The organism is Acinetobacter sp. NIPH1876, from assembly GCF_022808535.1.
Taxonomy (GTDB): Bacteria; Pseudomonadota; Gammaproteobacteria; order Pseudomonadales; family Moraxellaceae; genus Acinetobacter; species Acinetobacter higginsii.
In genome coordinates this window covers 61214-76374 of record NZ_JALGBR010000017.1, presented here as the reverse complement: position 1 = coordinate 76374, position 15161 = coordinate 61214, and the positions used below count along the sequence as shown (strand labels likewise).

17 protein-coding genes and 3 pseudogenes are annotated in these 15161 nt (G+C 38.4%); 7 read left to right on the top strand and 13 right to left on the bottom strand.

Features of this window, described 5'->3' with window-relative positions; all coding sequences use genetic code 11:
* A partial coding sequence (locus tag MN869_RS17360; protein WP_243308842.1) for an IS6 family transposase occupies positions 1 to 444 on the top strand: 444 nt, incomplete at its 5' end.
* A 53-nt stretch (positions 445 to 497) separates the two neighbouring features.
* Here the strand turns inward: MN869_RS17360 and MN869_RS17355 are convergent.
* Positions 498 to 821 (bottom strand): annotated as a pseudogene (locus MN869_RS17355) (transposase); the annotation flags it as partial.
* A gap of 251 nt (positions 822 to 1072) precedes the next feature.
* Positions 1073 to 1294 carry a helix-turn-helix transcriptional regulator gene (locus tag MN869_RS17350; RefSeq protein WP_004658364.1) on the bottom strand — a complete coding sequence of 74 codons (222 nt, stop codon included), beginning with the start codon at positions 1292 to 1294 and terminating at the stop codon, positions 1073 to 1075.
* 194 nt (positions 1295 to 1488) lie between these two features.
* On the opposite strand from MN869_RS17350, the gene MN869_RS17345 reads away from it, so the two are divergent.
* Positions 1489 to 1740 carry a hypothetical protein gene (locus MN869_RS17345; protein ID WP_004658363.1) on the top strand — a complete coding sequence of 84 codons (252 nt, stop codon included), beginning with the start codon at positions 1489 to 1491 and terminating at the stop codon, positions 1738 to 1740.
* 252 nt (positions 1741 to 1992) lie between these two features.
* On the opposite strand, the gene MN869_RS17340 is transcribed toward MN869_RS17345, so the two are convergent.
* Together MN869_RS17340 and MN869_RS17335 are read right to left on the bottom strand one after the other, a co-directional pair.
* Positions 1993 to 2214: a hypothetical protein gene (locus MN869_RS17340; protein WP_001986288.1), complete on the bottom strand. Its 222-nt coding sequence runs from the start codon at positions 2212 to 2214 to the stop codon at positions 1993 to 1995.
* 33 nt (positions 2215 to 2247) lie between these two features.
* Entirely contained in the window at positions 2248 to 3447 is a 1200-nt protein-coding gene (locus MN869_RS17335; RefSeq protein WP_057083228.1) for an integrase arm-type DNA-binding domain-containing protein, read from the bottom strand.
* A 299-nt stretch (positions 3448 to 3746) separates the two neighbouring features.
* On the opposite strand from MN869_RS17335, the gene MN869_RS17330 reads away from it, so the two are divergent.
* A complete protein-coding gene (locus tag MN869_RS17330) occupies positions 3747 to 4178 on the top strand; it encodes a PPC domain-containing protein (RefSeq protein WP_000684953.1) in 432 nt (143 codons plus the stop codon).
* Positions 4179 to 4592: 414 nt separating this feature from the next.
* Here the strand turns inward: MN869_RS17330 and MN869_RS17325 are convergent, their stop codons facing one another.
* Together MN869_RS17325 and MN869_RS17320 are read right to left on the bottom strand one after the other, a co-directional pair.
* Positions 4593 to 5231, bottom strand: a complete 639-nt coding sequence (locus MN869_RS17325; RefSeq protein WP_000631290.1) for a glutathione S-transferase — start codon at positions 5229 to 5231, stop codon at positions 4593 to 4595.
* 15 nt (positions 5232 to 5246) lie between these two features.
* The gene (locus tag MN869_RS17320) at positions 5247 to 6266 is read right to left on the bottom strand and encodes an NADP-dependent oxidoreductase (protein ID WP_000859510.1); all 1020 of its coding nucleotides are present in this window, start codon (positions 6264 to 6266) and stop codon (positions 5247 to 5249) included.
* Positions 6267 to 6411: 145 nt separating this feature from the next.
* Here MN869_RS17320 and MN869_RS17315 point away from each other — a divergent pair, with 145 nt between their 5' ends.
* Complete coding sequence (locus MN869_RS17315) at positions 6412 to 7017, top strand: TetR/AcrR family transcriptional regulator (RefSeq protein ID WP_000805351.1); 606 nt, start codon at positions 6412 to 6414, stop codon at positions 7015 to 7017.
* Between the two features lie 107 nt (positions 7018 to 7124).
* A complete protein-coding gene (locus MN869_RS17310; RefSeq protein ID WP_001088959.1) occupies positions 7125 to 7355 on the top strand; it encodes a hypothetical protein in 231 nt (76 codons plus the stop codon).
* Between the two features lie 83 nt (positions 7356 to 7438).
* Here the strand turns inward: MN869_RS17310 and MN869_RS17305 are convergent, their stop codons facing one another.
* The 3 genes from MN869_RS17305 to MN869_RS17295 all read right to left on the bottom strand — a co-directional run bounded on the left by MN869_RS17305 (position 7439) and on the right by MN869_RS17295 (position 10690).
* Positions 7439 to 8566 carry an alkene reductase gene (locus tag MN869_RS17305; RefSeq protein WP_000655283.1) on the bottom strand — a complete coding sequence of 376 codons (1128 nt, stop codon included), beginning with the start codon at positions 8564 to 8566 and terminating at the stop codon, positions 7439 to 7441.
* Positions 8567 to 8769: 203 nt separating this feature from the next.
* The gene (locus MN869_RS17300; protein ID WP_000697979.1) at positions 8770 to 9447 is read right to left on the bottom strand and encodes a type 1 glutamine amidotransferase domain-containing protein; all 678 of its coding nucleotides are present in this window, start codon (positions 9445 to 9447) and stop codon (positions 8770 to 8772) included.
* A gap of 85 nt (positions 9448 to 9532) precedes the next feature.
* The gene (locus MN869_RS17295; protein WP_000931663.1) at positions 9533 to 10690 is read right to left on the bottom strand and encodes an iron-containing alcohol dehydrogenase; all 1158 of its coding nucleotides are present in this window, start codon (positions 10688 to 10690) and stop codon (positions 9533 to 9535) included.
* Positions 10691 to 10850: 160 nt separating this feature from the next.
* Here MN869_RS17295 and MN869_RS17290 point away from each other — a divergent pair.
* Positions 10851 to 11081 (top strand): annotated as a pseudogene (locus tag MN869_RS17290) (IS3 family transposase); the annotation flags it as partial.
* Between the two features lie 208 nt (positions 11082 to 11289).
* On the opposite strand, the gene MN869_RS17285 reads toward MN869_RS17290, so the two are convergent.
* The 4 genes from MN869_RS17285 to MN869_RS17270 form a co-directional block, all read right to left on the bottom strand.
* A complete protein-coding gene (locus MN869_RS17285; RefSeq protein WP_000920558.1) occupies positions 11290 to 11592 on the bottom strand; it encodes an antibiotic biosynthesis monooxygenase in 303 nt (100 codons plus the stop codon).
* 334 nt (positions 11593 to 11926) lie between these two features.
* Positions 11927 to 12757, bottom strand: coding sequence for an S-formylglutathione hydrolase (fghA, locus tag MN869_RS17280; RefSeq protein ID WP_000402510.1), 831 nt, complete (start codon positions 12755 to 12757; stop codon positions 11927 to 11929).
* Between the two features lie 228 nt (positions 12758 to 12985).
* On the bottom strand, positions 12986 to 14098 hold the full coding sequence (locus MN869_RS17275; RefSeq protein ID WP_000842149.1) for an S-(hydroxymethyl)glutathione dehydrogenase/class III alcohol dehydrogenase: 1113 nt from the start codon (positions 14096 to 14098) through the stop codon (positions 12986 to 12988).
* A 21-nt stretch (positions 14099 to 14119) separates the two neighbouring features.
* Entirely contained in the window at positions 14120 to 14395 is a 276-nt protein-coding gene (locus MN869_RS17270) for a metal/formaldehyde-sensitive transcriptional repressor (RefSeq protein ID WP_001133624.1), read from the bottom strand.
* 89 nt (positions 14396 to 14484) lie between these two features.
* Between MN869_RS17270 and MN869_RS17265 the strand changes: the two are divergent.
* Positions 14485 to 15063, top strand: a pseudogene (locus MN869_RS17265) (DDE-type integrase/transposase/recombinase); the annotation flags it as partial.
* Positions 15064 to 15161: the final 98 nt, after the last annotated feature.

Sequence of the window (15161 nt, the reverse complement as noted above, 5' to 3'; positions counted from 1 at the left end):
TGGTCTTATCTGTATCGTGCAGTCGATCAACGTGGCGATACCATTGATTTTTATCTTTCTTCTAGACGTAATACCAAATCAGCCTATAGTTTTCTAGGAAAGATCTTCAATACGGTGAAAAAATGGCAAATTCCACGGGTCATCAATACAGATAAAGCAGCGACCTATGGCCATGCTTTATCACGATTAAAGCGAGAAGGAAAATGTCCAGTAGATATTGAGCACAGGCAGATTAAGTATAAAAATAACGTGATTGAATGTGATCATGGCAAGCTAAAGCGGATCATCAGGGCCACATTAGGATTCAAATCTATGAAGACGGCTTATGCCACAATTAAAGGTATTGAAGTCATGCGTGCAGTACGTAAAGGACAAGCATCGTCATTTTATTATGGTCAGCCTCAGGGTGAAGTGTGTCTAATCAACAGGGTTTTCGGTCTCTAAGTACTTTTTAAAGGGAACATCATCGACTCAAATCTCTATTTGCAACAGTGCCGTCCATTGCAACTCTTTTCATAGCTAATTTGAATATCAATATGCTTTTGTCTTCTGCGAATGGTTGAATAATCCAGAGCTGTCCAATCTAATCCGCAAAGTTTAATCAAGCTTTGGACAAAGCCAGTCACCATGCATACAGAAAGACGAAATAAGGATTTAATCATGAGATAGCACTGAATGGCTATGTCAGAATAAGTTTGATTTCGACCATGTTTTCCTTGTGACTGCGAATATCATTGAATCTTAGTATCAAACCAAATTGTAAAATTACCATGATTGATCAAAGCATGATTGTAGGATGACCAATTCGGTGTACGATAAATTTAGGTGTAGGCTATTGCTGTATAAGACCTTATCGGTAGGTTTGCGCAACAAGGCCTCAAAATCCCACCTTAAAATGCAAATAGCAAAAAAACTCTACCATTCGATTGATTTCATTTTAGAAGTAATGAAATTAGTATCTGTTTGTAATGATATTTTATAAAATTCAATATTAGATCTGCAGAGAAAAACTTATCAAACTAAGTATTGGCTAGTCTTTTTCTTCGAAAAACTTATCAAACGAAGTATTAAGTTAATCTTTTTCTTCAACTTCTTCCTTAAACTCAAACAAATCATTCATCGTACAGTTAAAGTACTTACACAACTTATCGGCGACTGGTAATTCAATACGTACAGCACGGTCATAATACATACTTGTGAGCGTGTTGCGATTGATACCTGTTGCATGCACCACTTCACTTAATTTTAAAATTTTTCTATCGCCCATGAGGCTAGATAACTTACAAGTAATCATATTTAAATTAATTTACAAAAAATAACTTGCTGTGGGTTATTTGAAGTTGTTGACTGAGTAATACTTTGCTAAAATTAACCTACAGCAGGTTATTACAACTTATAGAAAGTATATTTTATCCATTTCAACTAAATTATAACTTTTTAAATATAAGGATTGAACCTGCATTAGATTATTTTGTGGAGATGACCGCCGTGTTACCAAATGAGTTATTGATCAGCCAGCAAGCTCGTGACTTAGGAAATCAATTAATTAAAGAAATGAACATCAATAGAAGTTATGGAATGGCTAATTTTCTTGGAGTAAATACTTGCTATGATAATCATCAGGCTGTACTTATTTGGACATTTCAACTGCTTGAAAGGGAACCTGCCTTAAATGAATTAGCAGAAATTAAAAAATATTTTCTTTTAATCTTTCCAGATAGTGTTTATCAATTAGCCTAAGTTGTTTTTAAAATTAATTTATTAAATAAAAAGCACTAAATCAAAGAAAGCTTTATTTAAAAATACCTATTAATTCAAAAACATACCATTTACTGAATATATGAAGCATAGGTTCCTGCTCTATCACTCACTCGTACTAAAATTACATCGCTCTTTTTACTGATACTAAACAATTTATGTCCACGCCACGTTCTGCGGCTTCGAGGGCTAGTTTTTGTTGAACCACTGAGAACAAGGACAACAAACTGCCTACTATATTTTCCCGGAGAGTGGTGTAGGAACTTTTTCATTATTGCTAATCATATCAGCGACAACATCAGCAACGAGCTCCTCTATTCCTGAGAATGCTTTAGACTGATCCGCATCAAGCCAAGACAATGATGGAAACTCAGCACACAACCCAACATACTCATTATATTCTGCTGACCATGTAACACGGCAAGTATATTGTTTACTATCCATTTGAAACCCCATAATGTTTTAAGTCTATGTATAAAAGTACGATTTTCACTTAGCAGTACTTAAATAATCACCCCACCACTGCATCATTTCAGTCCGCTGGGCTAAATAGTCAGCGTGATTATAGCTGGCACGGGTACGGTTCTTATCAATATGTGAAAGTTGTGCCTCAATCCAATTATCTTGGAACAAACCTGAGTCATTCAAAATGGTACTAAAAGTAGAACGTAATCCATGAGAAGATAGTTGATGTTTGCCATACCCCATCTTACGTATGGCCATATTTAGAGTATTAAAATGAATCGGTTGATTGTGTTTGCGAGGGCTAGCAAAAAGGTATTTTTCACCGTATGACCACTGCATGACGTCTTTCAAAATCTCTAAAGCCTGATTTGAAAGTGGAACTAAAAAATCTGGAATCTCATGGCCTAATATGACTTTTCGTCGAAACTGTTTAATATGCAAGGCAGGTATTTTCCAGATTTTTTCATTTAAATCAAAATGATGAGGCTCAGCCAATAACAATTCGGCCCCTCTCACGCCAGTATGTAATTTGAACATCAGTGCTTTTTTAATAATGGGATGGGCATCCAATTTTTGTAATTTATTCTTAAAATCAGATATTTCCTCCGCTTTCAAATACGGATAATTTTTCTTGATTTTGCTGTTAATGGTGATTTTATTTAAACCATGAGCGATGTTGAACTCACAATAACCCATCGCTACAGCGTAGTCATAAATTTGGTTCAAATAACTACAAGCTTTTTTGACAGGTTCTTTTACTTGGCGTCCCTCTATTTTTTTGATTACTGAAACCAGGTCATAGCGCTTGATGTTTTGAAAAGGTAAATCCTGAAGGTCTGGATAAATATCTTGCTGTAAGCATCTTTCTGCTAACTGTAGTACACCACAGCGGGGTAGATCGTTGAAGGCATTCTTCAGTTTGAACTGTAACCACTCCTCCCCGACCTTACCAAAGGTGATAAGATTAGAGGCAGTATCATGTTCAAAACAGAAATTATTGTCTTTAAAGTCATCTCTGACTTGTCGTGCCTTTTTCAGCGATAAATCAGGATAAAGACCTAACTGAATGCGTCGACGTTTTTTAGTTTGTGGATCTGTATAGCGATAGCACCAAGATTTTCTTCCACTCGGCTCAATCTTCAGGCTAAGCCCATCTTCATCGGATAAAAAACAGGTTTTTTCCTTGCAATGAGCTTGGCGAACTTTAATATCAGTAAGACTCATGGAATTTAAATGAAACCTAATAAGGGGTTGATTGGATCAATTATATCAAAATAGAACGCTTTATATATGATGCGTATGATACGCATCATATATTTTTATAAGTATTTGTTAAATAAAGTTTATATATAGATTGGCTATTCCTTAGTGACCAATTAATTAACCATTGATTTCGCAAGTCTTAAATTAACATTTGAAGTGCAACTCTATGTTATGACTATTCACAGTTCTGTTCCATGATTCATGGTTACTTATTACTTATGTTACTATGTCAGGGGCGATACAAGAATTAAGGTAACCTTATGAAAATAGCGAATACGAAATTACTAGCTGGTGCTTTTATGACCCTAACTTTAACTATGCTTAGCCCTGCCGCACTTGCAAATGATAACAATGATATACGAAAGACTGTTGTAGTTAAGTTTGCTAAAAAAGCTTACTCTGCAAATTATTACGGAAGGATAGATGGATACAAGTATGATTCCTACAAATTTTATGCTAAAAAAGGGCAAAAGTTAAAAGTGAGGTTGACTGGAGGAAATGTTGAAACTTACTTATGGGGTAATCAATTAAAAGACTCCATCAATCTTGGAGAATATTCTCCAAAGCTTGATGATAATGGTATTTATATTTTACCTGCTTCAGGTGAGTATGAAATTAGAGTATTACAACCTAGATCACAGGCAAGAAAAGATAAAAAACCTCAATACTGGATGAGTATTAACATTAAATAAAGACTTGCTAGATTCGTTTAAACTTTTATACAAGGGTTCAAAAACTATTGCCAGTTAAACGGGGCGTGATTTTTACGTATATGCGTTTATGTTAGTAAAATGATGTAGTTTACTTGTTTAATACCCCGAGGAATAATTTAATCTTGCTGTGCGTTAGTCACGTTTCTTTCTTTCAGAAGTTGATTATATCTTTCAACGTAACCGTCGTGATATTCAAACTCTTTTGATAGGAATTTGATGGGAAGAATAGGCGAAACTTGTCTTAAATAATGGTAATTCCTTATCTTTAAAATAGAGAACGCCCGATGAAATTCATTAGGCGTTTAATTTAAATAAGTGTCAGCTTATTTTATAACTAGATGTACTTGACAATCACGATTCTTTTTCTAAATTGCCTTTAAAAAATCAATCTTGCTATTTTTGACTTTTCACACCATTTTGTTCAATTTGTACTGCGGCTTGCCAGCTAGGTAGTTGGCTTAAACCTGCTACATAACGTTGGATATGGGGATAATTTTCACCTTGTCCCATATGATAAACTAAAGCATGTAGTCCAAAGCCCATCATAAAGTCAGCACCGGTTAAACGGTCTGCCACTAGAAATTCTTTATCTTTTAAATATTCATTTAAATGGCCGAATACTTTATCGAACTCAACTTGAGTATAATTTTCTAGAAATACCAACTTCGTACCCTGCTTGGTTTCAATCGCATTAAACGTTTTTAATAAAAATGGCAGCATGGCAGAGCTTTCTGAGAAATGAATCCACTGTAGATAATCGACATAGGTAGGTTCATCCATATCTGGTGCTAAATGCGGCGCAAGTTTCTGAATTAATAACTCAACGATTGCGCCTGACTCTGCAATAACTTTGCCATCCCATTCCAATACTGGAGATTTCCCTAAAGGATGGATGTTTTTTAAAGATTCAGGGGCCAAATGCGTGCTTGAGTCACGATAATAGCTTTTCAGCTCATAGGGCTGCTTGATTTCTTCAAGTAACCACAAAATGCGAAAAGAACGTGATTGATCTAAATGATGTAGTGTAATCATAATATTCCTATTTTTTTAAATTTTTACAACCACTTTGCCAAAGTTTTTGCCTTTTAACATACCATTGAAAGCATTGATCGTGTTATCTAAACCTTGCACCATATGCTCTTTATATTTGATTTTTCTGTCTTTCAACCATTCAGACATTTGCTGATTGAATTCCGGATACTGATTGCCATAATCATCAAAAATAATAAAGCCTTGCATGCGAATACGCTTTCTTAAAAGAGTGGAAATAAAGCCAGGTAAACGGTCTGGCCCTTGTGCTTGCTCGGTAGCGTTATACTGCGAAACCACACCACACACCGGTACACGTGCCGCAGAGTTAAGCAATGGCCATACCGCATCAAACACTTTACCCCCTACATTCTCATAATAAATATCAATACCGTTGGGAACTGCTTGTTGTAATTGTTCTGCAAAATTTTCATCATGATAATTGATACAAGCATCGAAGCCGAGTTCTTGTACTGCATAATGGCATTTTTCAGCCCCACCTGCGACGCCAACCACGCGACAACCTTTAAGTTTGCCAATTTGTCCAACTGTAGCACCAACAGGTCCCGTTGCAGCTGCAACGACTAAAGTTTCACCGGCTTTAGGCTGACCAATGTCCAACAACCCCATATAAGCAGTAAAGCCAGGCATCCCCAAAATACCCAATGCCCAAGATGGATGTTCGGGTTGCATACCTAAGCTTTGACATGCAGTCCCATCAGAAATTGCGTAGCCCTGCCAACCATTTCCAGAAAGAACCCACTCGCCTTCTTTGAATTTTGGGTTTTTAGAGGCCATCACTTGACTGACTGTTCCACCGACCATCACTTCGCCAATTTCAACCGGTGCTGCATATGAGGGAGCATCACTCATGCGACCACGCATATAAGGATCGAGTGACAAGTAAATGGTTTTTAACAATATCTCGCCTTGTTTAAGTTCATTGAGCTCAACTTGCTCAATACGAAAATCGCTGTGTTTTGGCTCACCCACTGGCCGTTTAGCTAAAACGATGCGTTGATTAATAACTGTTTTCACACATATAACTCCATGTTTTATTTAAAAGTATTTCTCTTCATAATCAAAAATTATGATTAAAATTTCTTTACATCCATTGTAGATGAGTTATAATAAAAAACAATACGACTGGTCTATTTTTTTTACAATAGAGTAAATAATTAATATGAAGCCTACTCCTATTAAAAAGTCTGAAGCGAAGCGCTTACACATTCTTAACACCAGTTCAGACCTGATTTTGCATAAAGGTTTTACTGGCGTAGGATTACAGGAAATTTTACAGAGCTGTGAGATCCCCAAAGGCTCGTTTTATCATTATTTCCAATCCAAGGAAGCTTTCGGATGTGAATTGGTACAGCATTATGTGGATAATTACCAAGTCCGTTTAAATGATGTATGGCGTAGCGATAAATCCCCTTATCAAAAGCTGATTGAGTATTTTAATTTATGGATAGAAGATCCTGAAACACACTGTGGTTGGGCGAATAGCTGTTTAATTGTGAAACTTGCCGCAGAAGTTGCCGATCTATCTGAAGATATGCGTTCCATTATGTCCGCTGGCGTGGATGATGTAATCCAACGTATTGCTGGTTTAATTGATTTGGGAAAACAGGATCAGTCTATTCAAGCAAATACTGAGGCCTCGACGTTGGCACAAGTACTTTACCAAATGTGGTTAGGTGCAGCATTACTGAGTAAGTTGCAAAAAGATAAAACACCATTACATCAAGCTCTGAGAGCAACTAAATTTCTATTAAAAAGTGAAGATTGATAAAATTTAGATTAAATATCAATTACATAATTAATGACAGCAGCCCAATGATTAGTTATTAATGTGTTGCTATTAGATTAATTTACAATCCATGAGTATAGCGCACAATGAATTCTTCTCCTAAAGCCCTCATGACTCGTATTTTAGTCGGATATTTAGGCTTATATCCCACACTATTACTGGTACTCACTTTATTAAAGCCAATTACTCAGCATCAAAGTTTCCCGATGATGGTGTTGATTGAAGTCATAGTATTAGTGCCAGTAACGCAACTGATTTCTTTCCCACTGGCAGGTTGGCTCATTACACAGCTAAAAATTTTTAAGAATTTGTTTTAATAAGAATTTATGCTGGCAACAGCAATCCTAAGTCCTTATTTTGCCAACCACAAAGGTTGGCAAAATAACTCACTTAGTCAATATTAATCTGCGTAAGCTGGATAATCAATATAGCCTTTTTCCGTCCCACCATACATAGTGCTTGCATCTACTGCATTCAATGGCCAGCCATTGGCGATGCGATCGGGTAAATCTGGATTCGCAATAAATGGGCGTCCAAATGCAATTAAATCGGCCAGCCCTGCCTTTAAAATTCGAGTCCCTCTTTCTGCCGTATATCGACCTGCATAAATAATCCGACCACTGAAAGTGTCTCTGACATCTTTACGAAAATTATGAGGAAGTTCTGGTGCATGATCCCAATCAGCTTCTGCAATCGATAAATAGGCAATCCCAACTTCTTCAAGTATTTTTATGGCTTCAATATAAGTCACATGTGGATCATCTTCAACCAACCCCATATAAACACGATCTTCCTCTGTACTTTCAAATAGCGGGGCAAAACGCACTCCTAAACGATCTGCACCAACCACCTCAGCAACTGCCTGTACTACTTCACGTAAAAAACGCAAACGATTGTTTAGTGATCCACCATATTCATCTTCACGGTGGTTACTATGTGCAGAGATAAATTGATTTACCAAATAACCATTTGCACAATGAATTTCAACCCCATCAAAACCAGCAGCCAATGCATTACGCGCTGCTTGAGCATAGAGTTGCACTAATTCTTTAACTTCTGCATTGCTTAAAGCACGTGGCATTGAAGGATCAGCCAAGGCCCCTGCATTGGGCCCGGTTTCAATAAAGACTTTAACATTACTATCAGCCCTAATAGCCGAGGGCGCGACCGGTGATGCGTGATCGGGTTGCAAAGATGTATGTGAAACACGCCCAACATGCCAAAGTTGTGCAAAAATAATGCCTCCTTTAGCATGCACTGCTTCCGTCACTTTACGCCATCCAGCAATCTGTTCAGGGCTGTAAATACCGGGAGTCCAAGCATAGCCTTGACCACGTGGCTCGATTTGCGTACCTTCGGTCACCATAAATCCTGCCCCGGCACGCTGTTGATAATAGGTTGCCATCAGTTCATTTGGAATATTCCCTGGCTGAGTACTACGCGACCGCGTTAATGGTGGCAATACAATACGGTTTTGCAAAACATAAGGGCCTAAGCTTAAGTTTTGAAAAAGTTTGCTGTCTTTCATTTCATTGAATCCAAGTCATCATGGCTTAATTGATCTAAATTAAAAAAAATAACCTTCCTTCCTGTATATAGAAAAATAAAGGAAGGAAAGCTATTCACTCAGGCCCTTCACCATTAAGTGAGGGTTATTTTGCTTATTGCGCCAGTTGCTCAGAGTCAGAAGTTTATTCACTGCTAAGCACCACAACAGAGACTAGCTACTCTTTATTTCAACAATTGAAGTAATGCTGTAGCGGTTGCAGCAGAAGATGCTGGATTTTGTCCAGTAACCAGCAAGCCATCTACTTGAACATATACTTGCCAATCATCCACTTTAGAATAATGACCACCGTTTTCTTTAAGCATGTCTTCGACTAAAAATGGTACAATTTCAGTCAAACCTACAGCGGCCTCCTCAGTATTGGTGAAACCAGTCACTAATTTACCGCTAACTAAAGGCGCTCCATTACTCGCTTTCACATGTCGAAAAACACCCGGGGCATGACACACTGCTGCAACAGGTTTGCCAGACTGAATCGCCTGTTCAATCACAGAAATTGAAATCGGATCTTCTGCTAAATCCCACAATGGGCCATGCCCGCCTGGATAAAACACTGCATCATAATCAGCTACAGAAATTTCGCTAAGTTTATGCGTCTGTGCCAATGCTTGCATTGCAGTTGGATCAGCTTCAAAACGATGAGTGGTTTCAGTTTGCGCATCGGCCAAATTACTTTTCGGATCTAGTGGTGGCTGCCCACCTTGAGGCGACGCCAGCGTAACTTCAGCACCAGAGTCAATAAAGGTGTAATACGGTGCAGCAAGTTCTTCTAGCCAGAAACCTGTTTTCTTACCAGTATTGCCAAGTTGATCATGTGAGGTTAAAACGATTAAAATTTTCATGTTATTTCTCCGATATTTTTCAGGATTGAGGAGCATTGTTGCATGATCACTTGTCGTGTAACGTGACCATGACAGATACGCTTATTTAGATACTCGTCTCGAGAATTTGGCGACTGATCTCTAATGAAACAGTTTTATGTTCGCCTAGCTGTGTAAGATTGTGTGATTTAAGTTGCGTAATGATGATCTCAATATCTGTCTCCCCCAGTCCATAATCGCTAAGACGAGTCGGCAATCCAAGTTGCTCAAAGAAGGCTCGAGTACGAGCAATAGCAGTATCAATACGTTGTTCTTCATCACCTTCGACAATCTGCCAGACTCGAGCTGCATACTGTAGTAATTTTTCTCGCTTCTCTTGACGACGCACTTGTAGATTGGCCGGCAACACAATGGCCAAGGTACGAGCATGATCAATACCATGTAAAGCCGTGAGCTCATGCCCAATCAAATGAGTTGACCAATCTTGTGGTACACCAGCTCCAATTAGCCCATTCAGTGCCATGCTAGCAGCCCACATCAAATTCGCACGCGTGTCATAATCTGCTGAATCTTCCAAGATTTTCGGTCCAATCTCAATCAGAGTTTGCAATAGACCTTCGGCAAAACGATCTTGTACTTGTGCATTGACAGGGTAAGTTAAGTACTGTTCCATGACATGAACAAATGCATCGACCACGCCATTTGCTAATTGGCGCGTCGGCAAGCTAAAAGTTTTATTCGGATCCAGTACGGAAAATTGCGGAAAAACATAGGGGCTGTTAAATGACAATTTGGCTTGGGTCGATTTTCTGGTTACTACCCCACCGCTATTCATTTCTGAACCAGTTGCCGGAAGGGTGAGTACACTCGCAAAAGGCAAAGCTTGAGTAATTTTAGTACCATGGGTTTCTAAAATCTCCCATGTATCCCCTGTATAATTGACTGCTGCTGCAATAAATTTAGTACCATCAATTACCGATCCGCCACCGACAGCCATCAAGAAATCTATCTTTTGTTCTCGAATCAGCTCTACAGCTTTCATGAGGGTTTCATAACTCGGATTCGGCTCAATTCCGCCAAATTCATGAATTTCTCTTGCACCTAATGCTTCACGCACCTCAGCTAAAGTACCATTCTTACGTGCACTTTCACCACCAAACAACATTAATACTTTTGCTTCTGTAGGCACATAGTCATTGATTTTAGCTATTGTATCGCCACCAAAAATAATGCGAGTCGGATTATAAAAGTTAAAATTCAACATATTTTTATCCTAGGATGATCAGCTAATTGATTTGAAAAACCACCGTTATTCATCAAATAAACTTTAAAAAAATTGGACAACACTGCGGCTTTTGACTGCACTATGTGCTAACTATACACAAAAATAGACCAGTCGTCTATTTTTATAAAAATTATTTCAGCTTGCCGACCTTAGTGATGGTTAAACACATTCAGGCTTGTTCTATACCACTTTTATTATTGATGTATTTTCACGAGCGATTGTTGAATGGAAGGTATCAACACGCATGACTACTGACATGGTCGTGAACGCATTGGCTAAAGCAGTGAATGGCTCATACAAAATAGCAATGATTAAATATTTTAAAAGCAGATTGGCACGGTTTAGCAGATGTACAAATGCGACAGTAAATTAGATAGATTGGTTCAATATAAAGCGTGTAAATAGTTGCATTTGTTTATTTACCCTGTTTTGGATATTGACCCTTGTAAATGATGAGATTAAGCCATTAAATAAAGTAGCCCAACTTGAATAGAAAGCCTCTGACAAACATCATAGGGTTGAAGTGCTGCCTTACATTCAAAATTTCAGACAGCACCCTCATACATTTAAGCATCGGTTTAAGCTGGTAGTTTACTCGCCAAAACATCTACTTTTTCAATAGACGGTGGCTCTGAAAATAGCTCTTCGGCCTGAGCCATCAACGCAGCTGCAACCTTGCCAGATAAATGCGCTTGGCGACCCGCCTCATCAGGAAATGCATCAAAAATACCAAATGTTGTAGGTCCAAGACGTAGGCCAAACCACGCAACTGTCGCAGGTTCTTCCATTACAATAGGTAAACCGGCTTTAAGAAAAGCTTCCACTTCGTCTTCTTTACCCGGTTTAGCTTCAAGACGGACATATAAAGCTGTTTTAAGCATGACTAAAACTCCATAATTGATTAGAATTCAAACTGATTCTGACATTGCTAATGTATGCATGTCAGAAAGTTTTGTTGTATAAAAGTTAGAAAAAATTCCCATAGCTGAGCCAAAATTTAGGTTTTTATTTCGACATAATGCTATGAATTTATTCAAGTTAATATCATTAACATTTGAATCAAAAAATCAAGATATGAGATGATTAAATTCAATCTTATTTATATAAGGATCAATTGACTCTACCTTAGCTTTATAAGCTGACCTCTTCATCTGGAAATTATATTGCTCAAGAAGCATTCAAGAACAATATTGTACATCCTCATATCTATGAAAGTTATTTAGCTAGGAATTTGCTGTGAAACTCTATATGTTTCTCTATAAAGCTCGCAATGAAGTAATAGCTATGGTCATACCCTTCTCTTAGGTTAAGTGTAAGAGGATATTCTTGTTCCAAACAAATATCACTAAGAAGCTTAGGCCTTAACTGTTCTTCAAGAAAATCATCAGCTGTTCCTTGATCGACTAAAATAGGTAAATGAACTTCAGCGTTTTTGATTAATTCAATCGCATCATAGCTTTTCCATAAAGTTTCGGTTTCACCTAGGTAGTGTGTAAAAGCCTTTTTCCCCCAAGGTACTTGGCTAGGTGCAACAATTGGTGCAAAAGCAGAAATACTTTTATACAGCTCAGGATTTTTTAATCCAATTACTAATGCACCATGACCACCCATGCTATGACCCATAATACTTTGGACTTGATTGGTCGGAAAATTCAGGTCAATCAGATTTCTGAGCTCTTCCACAATATAATCATACATTTTGAAATGCTGCGACCAGGGTGCTTGTGTTGCATTCACATAGAATCCTGCGCCTTGGCCTAAATCATAATCTGCATGATCTGGTACATCCTCTCCACGTGGGCTGGTATCTGGTGCAACAATAATGACTTTATGTTCAGCCGCATACTTTTGTGCTCCGGCTTTAGTAATAAAGTTCTGTTCGTTGCAAGTCAATCCTGATAACCAATATAACACTGGCAACCGCTCATCTTTGTCATGAGGTGGCAGATATATTGAGAATTTCATTGAACAGTTTAATGCTATTGACTGATGGCGATACACTTCTTGCGATCCACCAAAAGAAGCATGCTTCTCAATTATTTCCATAATCAATTACCTATGTTGAGCAAGACTTCATGAGAAATCAAGTAAACAAAGAGTCTTACATTCTCCACAGAGAATAGTGATAAAGATTTAAAATGTAGGCAGGTTTATTGAACCTATACACGATGCCTACACAGATAGATCTGTTTTACAGATGATGTGCCGTTTTAGAGGATTCCATGCATGTCATTCATGATGCACATGCATGGAAAAGTATAAGGTCTGACGCAATTATTCGTAATGAATTACAGTACGAATTGACTTACCTTCATGCATTAGATCAAAGGCTTCATTGATCTGATCCAAGCCCATCGTATGTGTCACAAATGGTTCTAATTGAATTTTACCTTTCATGGCATCTTCAACCATTCCTGGAAGTTGCGTACGACCTTTTACACCACCAAAGGCAGAACCTAGCCATTTACGACCAGTAACCAGTTGGAATGGACGGGTAGAGATTTCCTGACCTGCGCCAGCTACACCAATAATTACGGATTGTCCCCAGCCACGGTGTGCACTTTCAAGGGCTGCACGCATCACATTCACGTTACCAATACATTCAAATGAATGATCTACACCCCAGCCAGTCATTTCGACAATTACTTGCTGGATTGGTTTATCGTAATCTTTAGGGTTCAAGAAGTCCGTTGCACCAAACTCTTTTGCCAGCGCAAATTTATCTGGATTCATGTCAACCACAATAATACGCCCTGCTTTAGCTTGACGTGCGGCTTGTACGACTGCCAAACCAATACCACCTAAACCAAAGACCGCAACACTATCACCTTCTTGTACTTTAGCCGTGTTATGTACTGCACCGATACCCGTTGTTACCCCACAACCCAGTAAGCAGACATGTTCGTGATTGGCTTCAGGATTGATTTTAGCCAATGATACTTCTGCCACTACAGTGTATTCACTGAACGTTGAGCAGCCCATATAGTGGTAAATCGGTTGACCGTTGTAGGAAAAACGAGTGGTACCATCTGGCATTACGCCTCTACCTTGAGTTTCGCGAACGGAAATACACAAGTTCGATTTTCCAGATTTACAGAATACGCACTCGCCACATTCAGCAGTGTAAAGTGGAATTACATGATCACCTGGTTTGACGCTAGTCACGCCTTCACCAACCTCAACTACAACACCAGCACCTTCATGCCCGAGAATAGCGGGAAAAACACCTTCAGGATCATCGCCAGATAAAGTAAATGCGTCTGTATGACACACACCGGTATGGGAGATCTTGATTAATACTTCACCTTTCTTCGGTGGTGCAACATCAACTTCAACAATTTGAAGAGGTTGACCAGGACCAAACGCAACAGCAGCACGTGACTTCATGGAATAATTCCTTATACAGATCTATTTTAAATATGATTTTAAAATCTTGGCGATTTCAGCCAATTCTTCTTTTCGTTGTTGTTCTGTGGTTTCACCTGATACTAAAGTGTCCTTTAAATGAACCTCCAACATTTCATTCATTAAACCATTAATAGCACCGCGCACAGAGCATATTTGTTGCAGAATTGCACCACATTCCACATTGTCTTCTAACGCTTTTTCAATCGCTTGCGTCTGACCTTTGATCTTTCTGACGCGTAGAAGAATCTTTTTTTTGTCTTCAACCTGATTAGGCATCAGACCTCCTTATTTGCTAGTGTTAATACTATAGTACCCTATAGTATAAAAAAGAACAATATTTTTTTATAAATCGAAAAGGCTTTGTACGAGATGACCAAAAACGGGCAGTTGGCTTGGTGAACCGTAATTTTAGTGCTGATCATCCTGACCCTTGCGAAGCAGTGCTTTTTGTATGTCAGGTCGCAGACTTCAGCTATATTCAAACAAATTCAGGCTAGGTCTATACCGCCCTTATTATTGATGTGTTCTCACGCGCAATTGTTGGATGGAAAGTATCAACACGGATGAATAGAGATATGGTGCTTGATGCACTGGAGCAAGTATTACGTGACCGATGTATGCCAAAGAATGTAATTCATGATTTAAATAGAGGTGTGCAATATCTTTCTATTCGTTTTCCTGTTAGAGGCAGCAAATTTAGGAGCATCAGTCGGTACAACTGGTGATTCCTATGATAATGCTTTGGCTGAAACGGTGAATGGCTTATACAAAACTGAGGTGATTGACTATTGAAAAGCAGATGTACAACTTGCGATATTAAATTGGGTAGATTGGTTCAATAAAAAGCGTGTACACAGTGCATTGGTTATGTATCGCCTTTTGATTTTGAAACAAAGTATTATGATAAAATTAACCCGTTAGTTCAGGTGGCCCAACTTAAATAAAAAGTCTCCTACAAACCCAGTACGGTTCACTCTGCTATCAAAGGCTTTATGCAACAAAGCCTCATGGAAATAAAGACAAAAGTGACTTTTAAATCTGA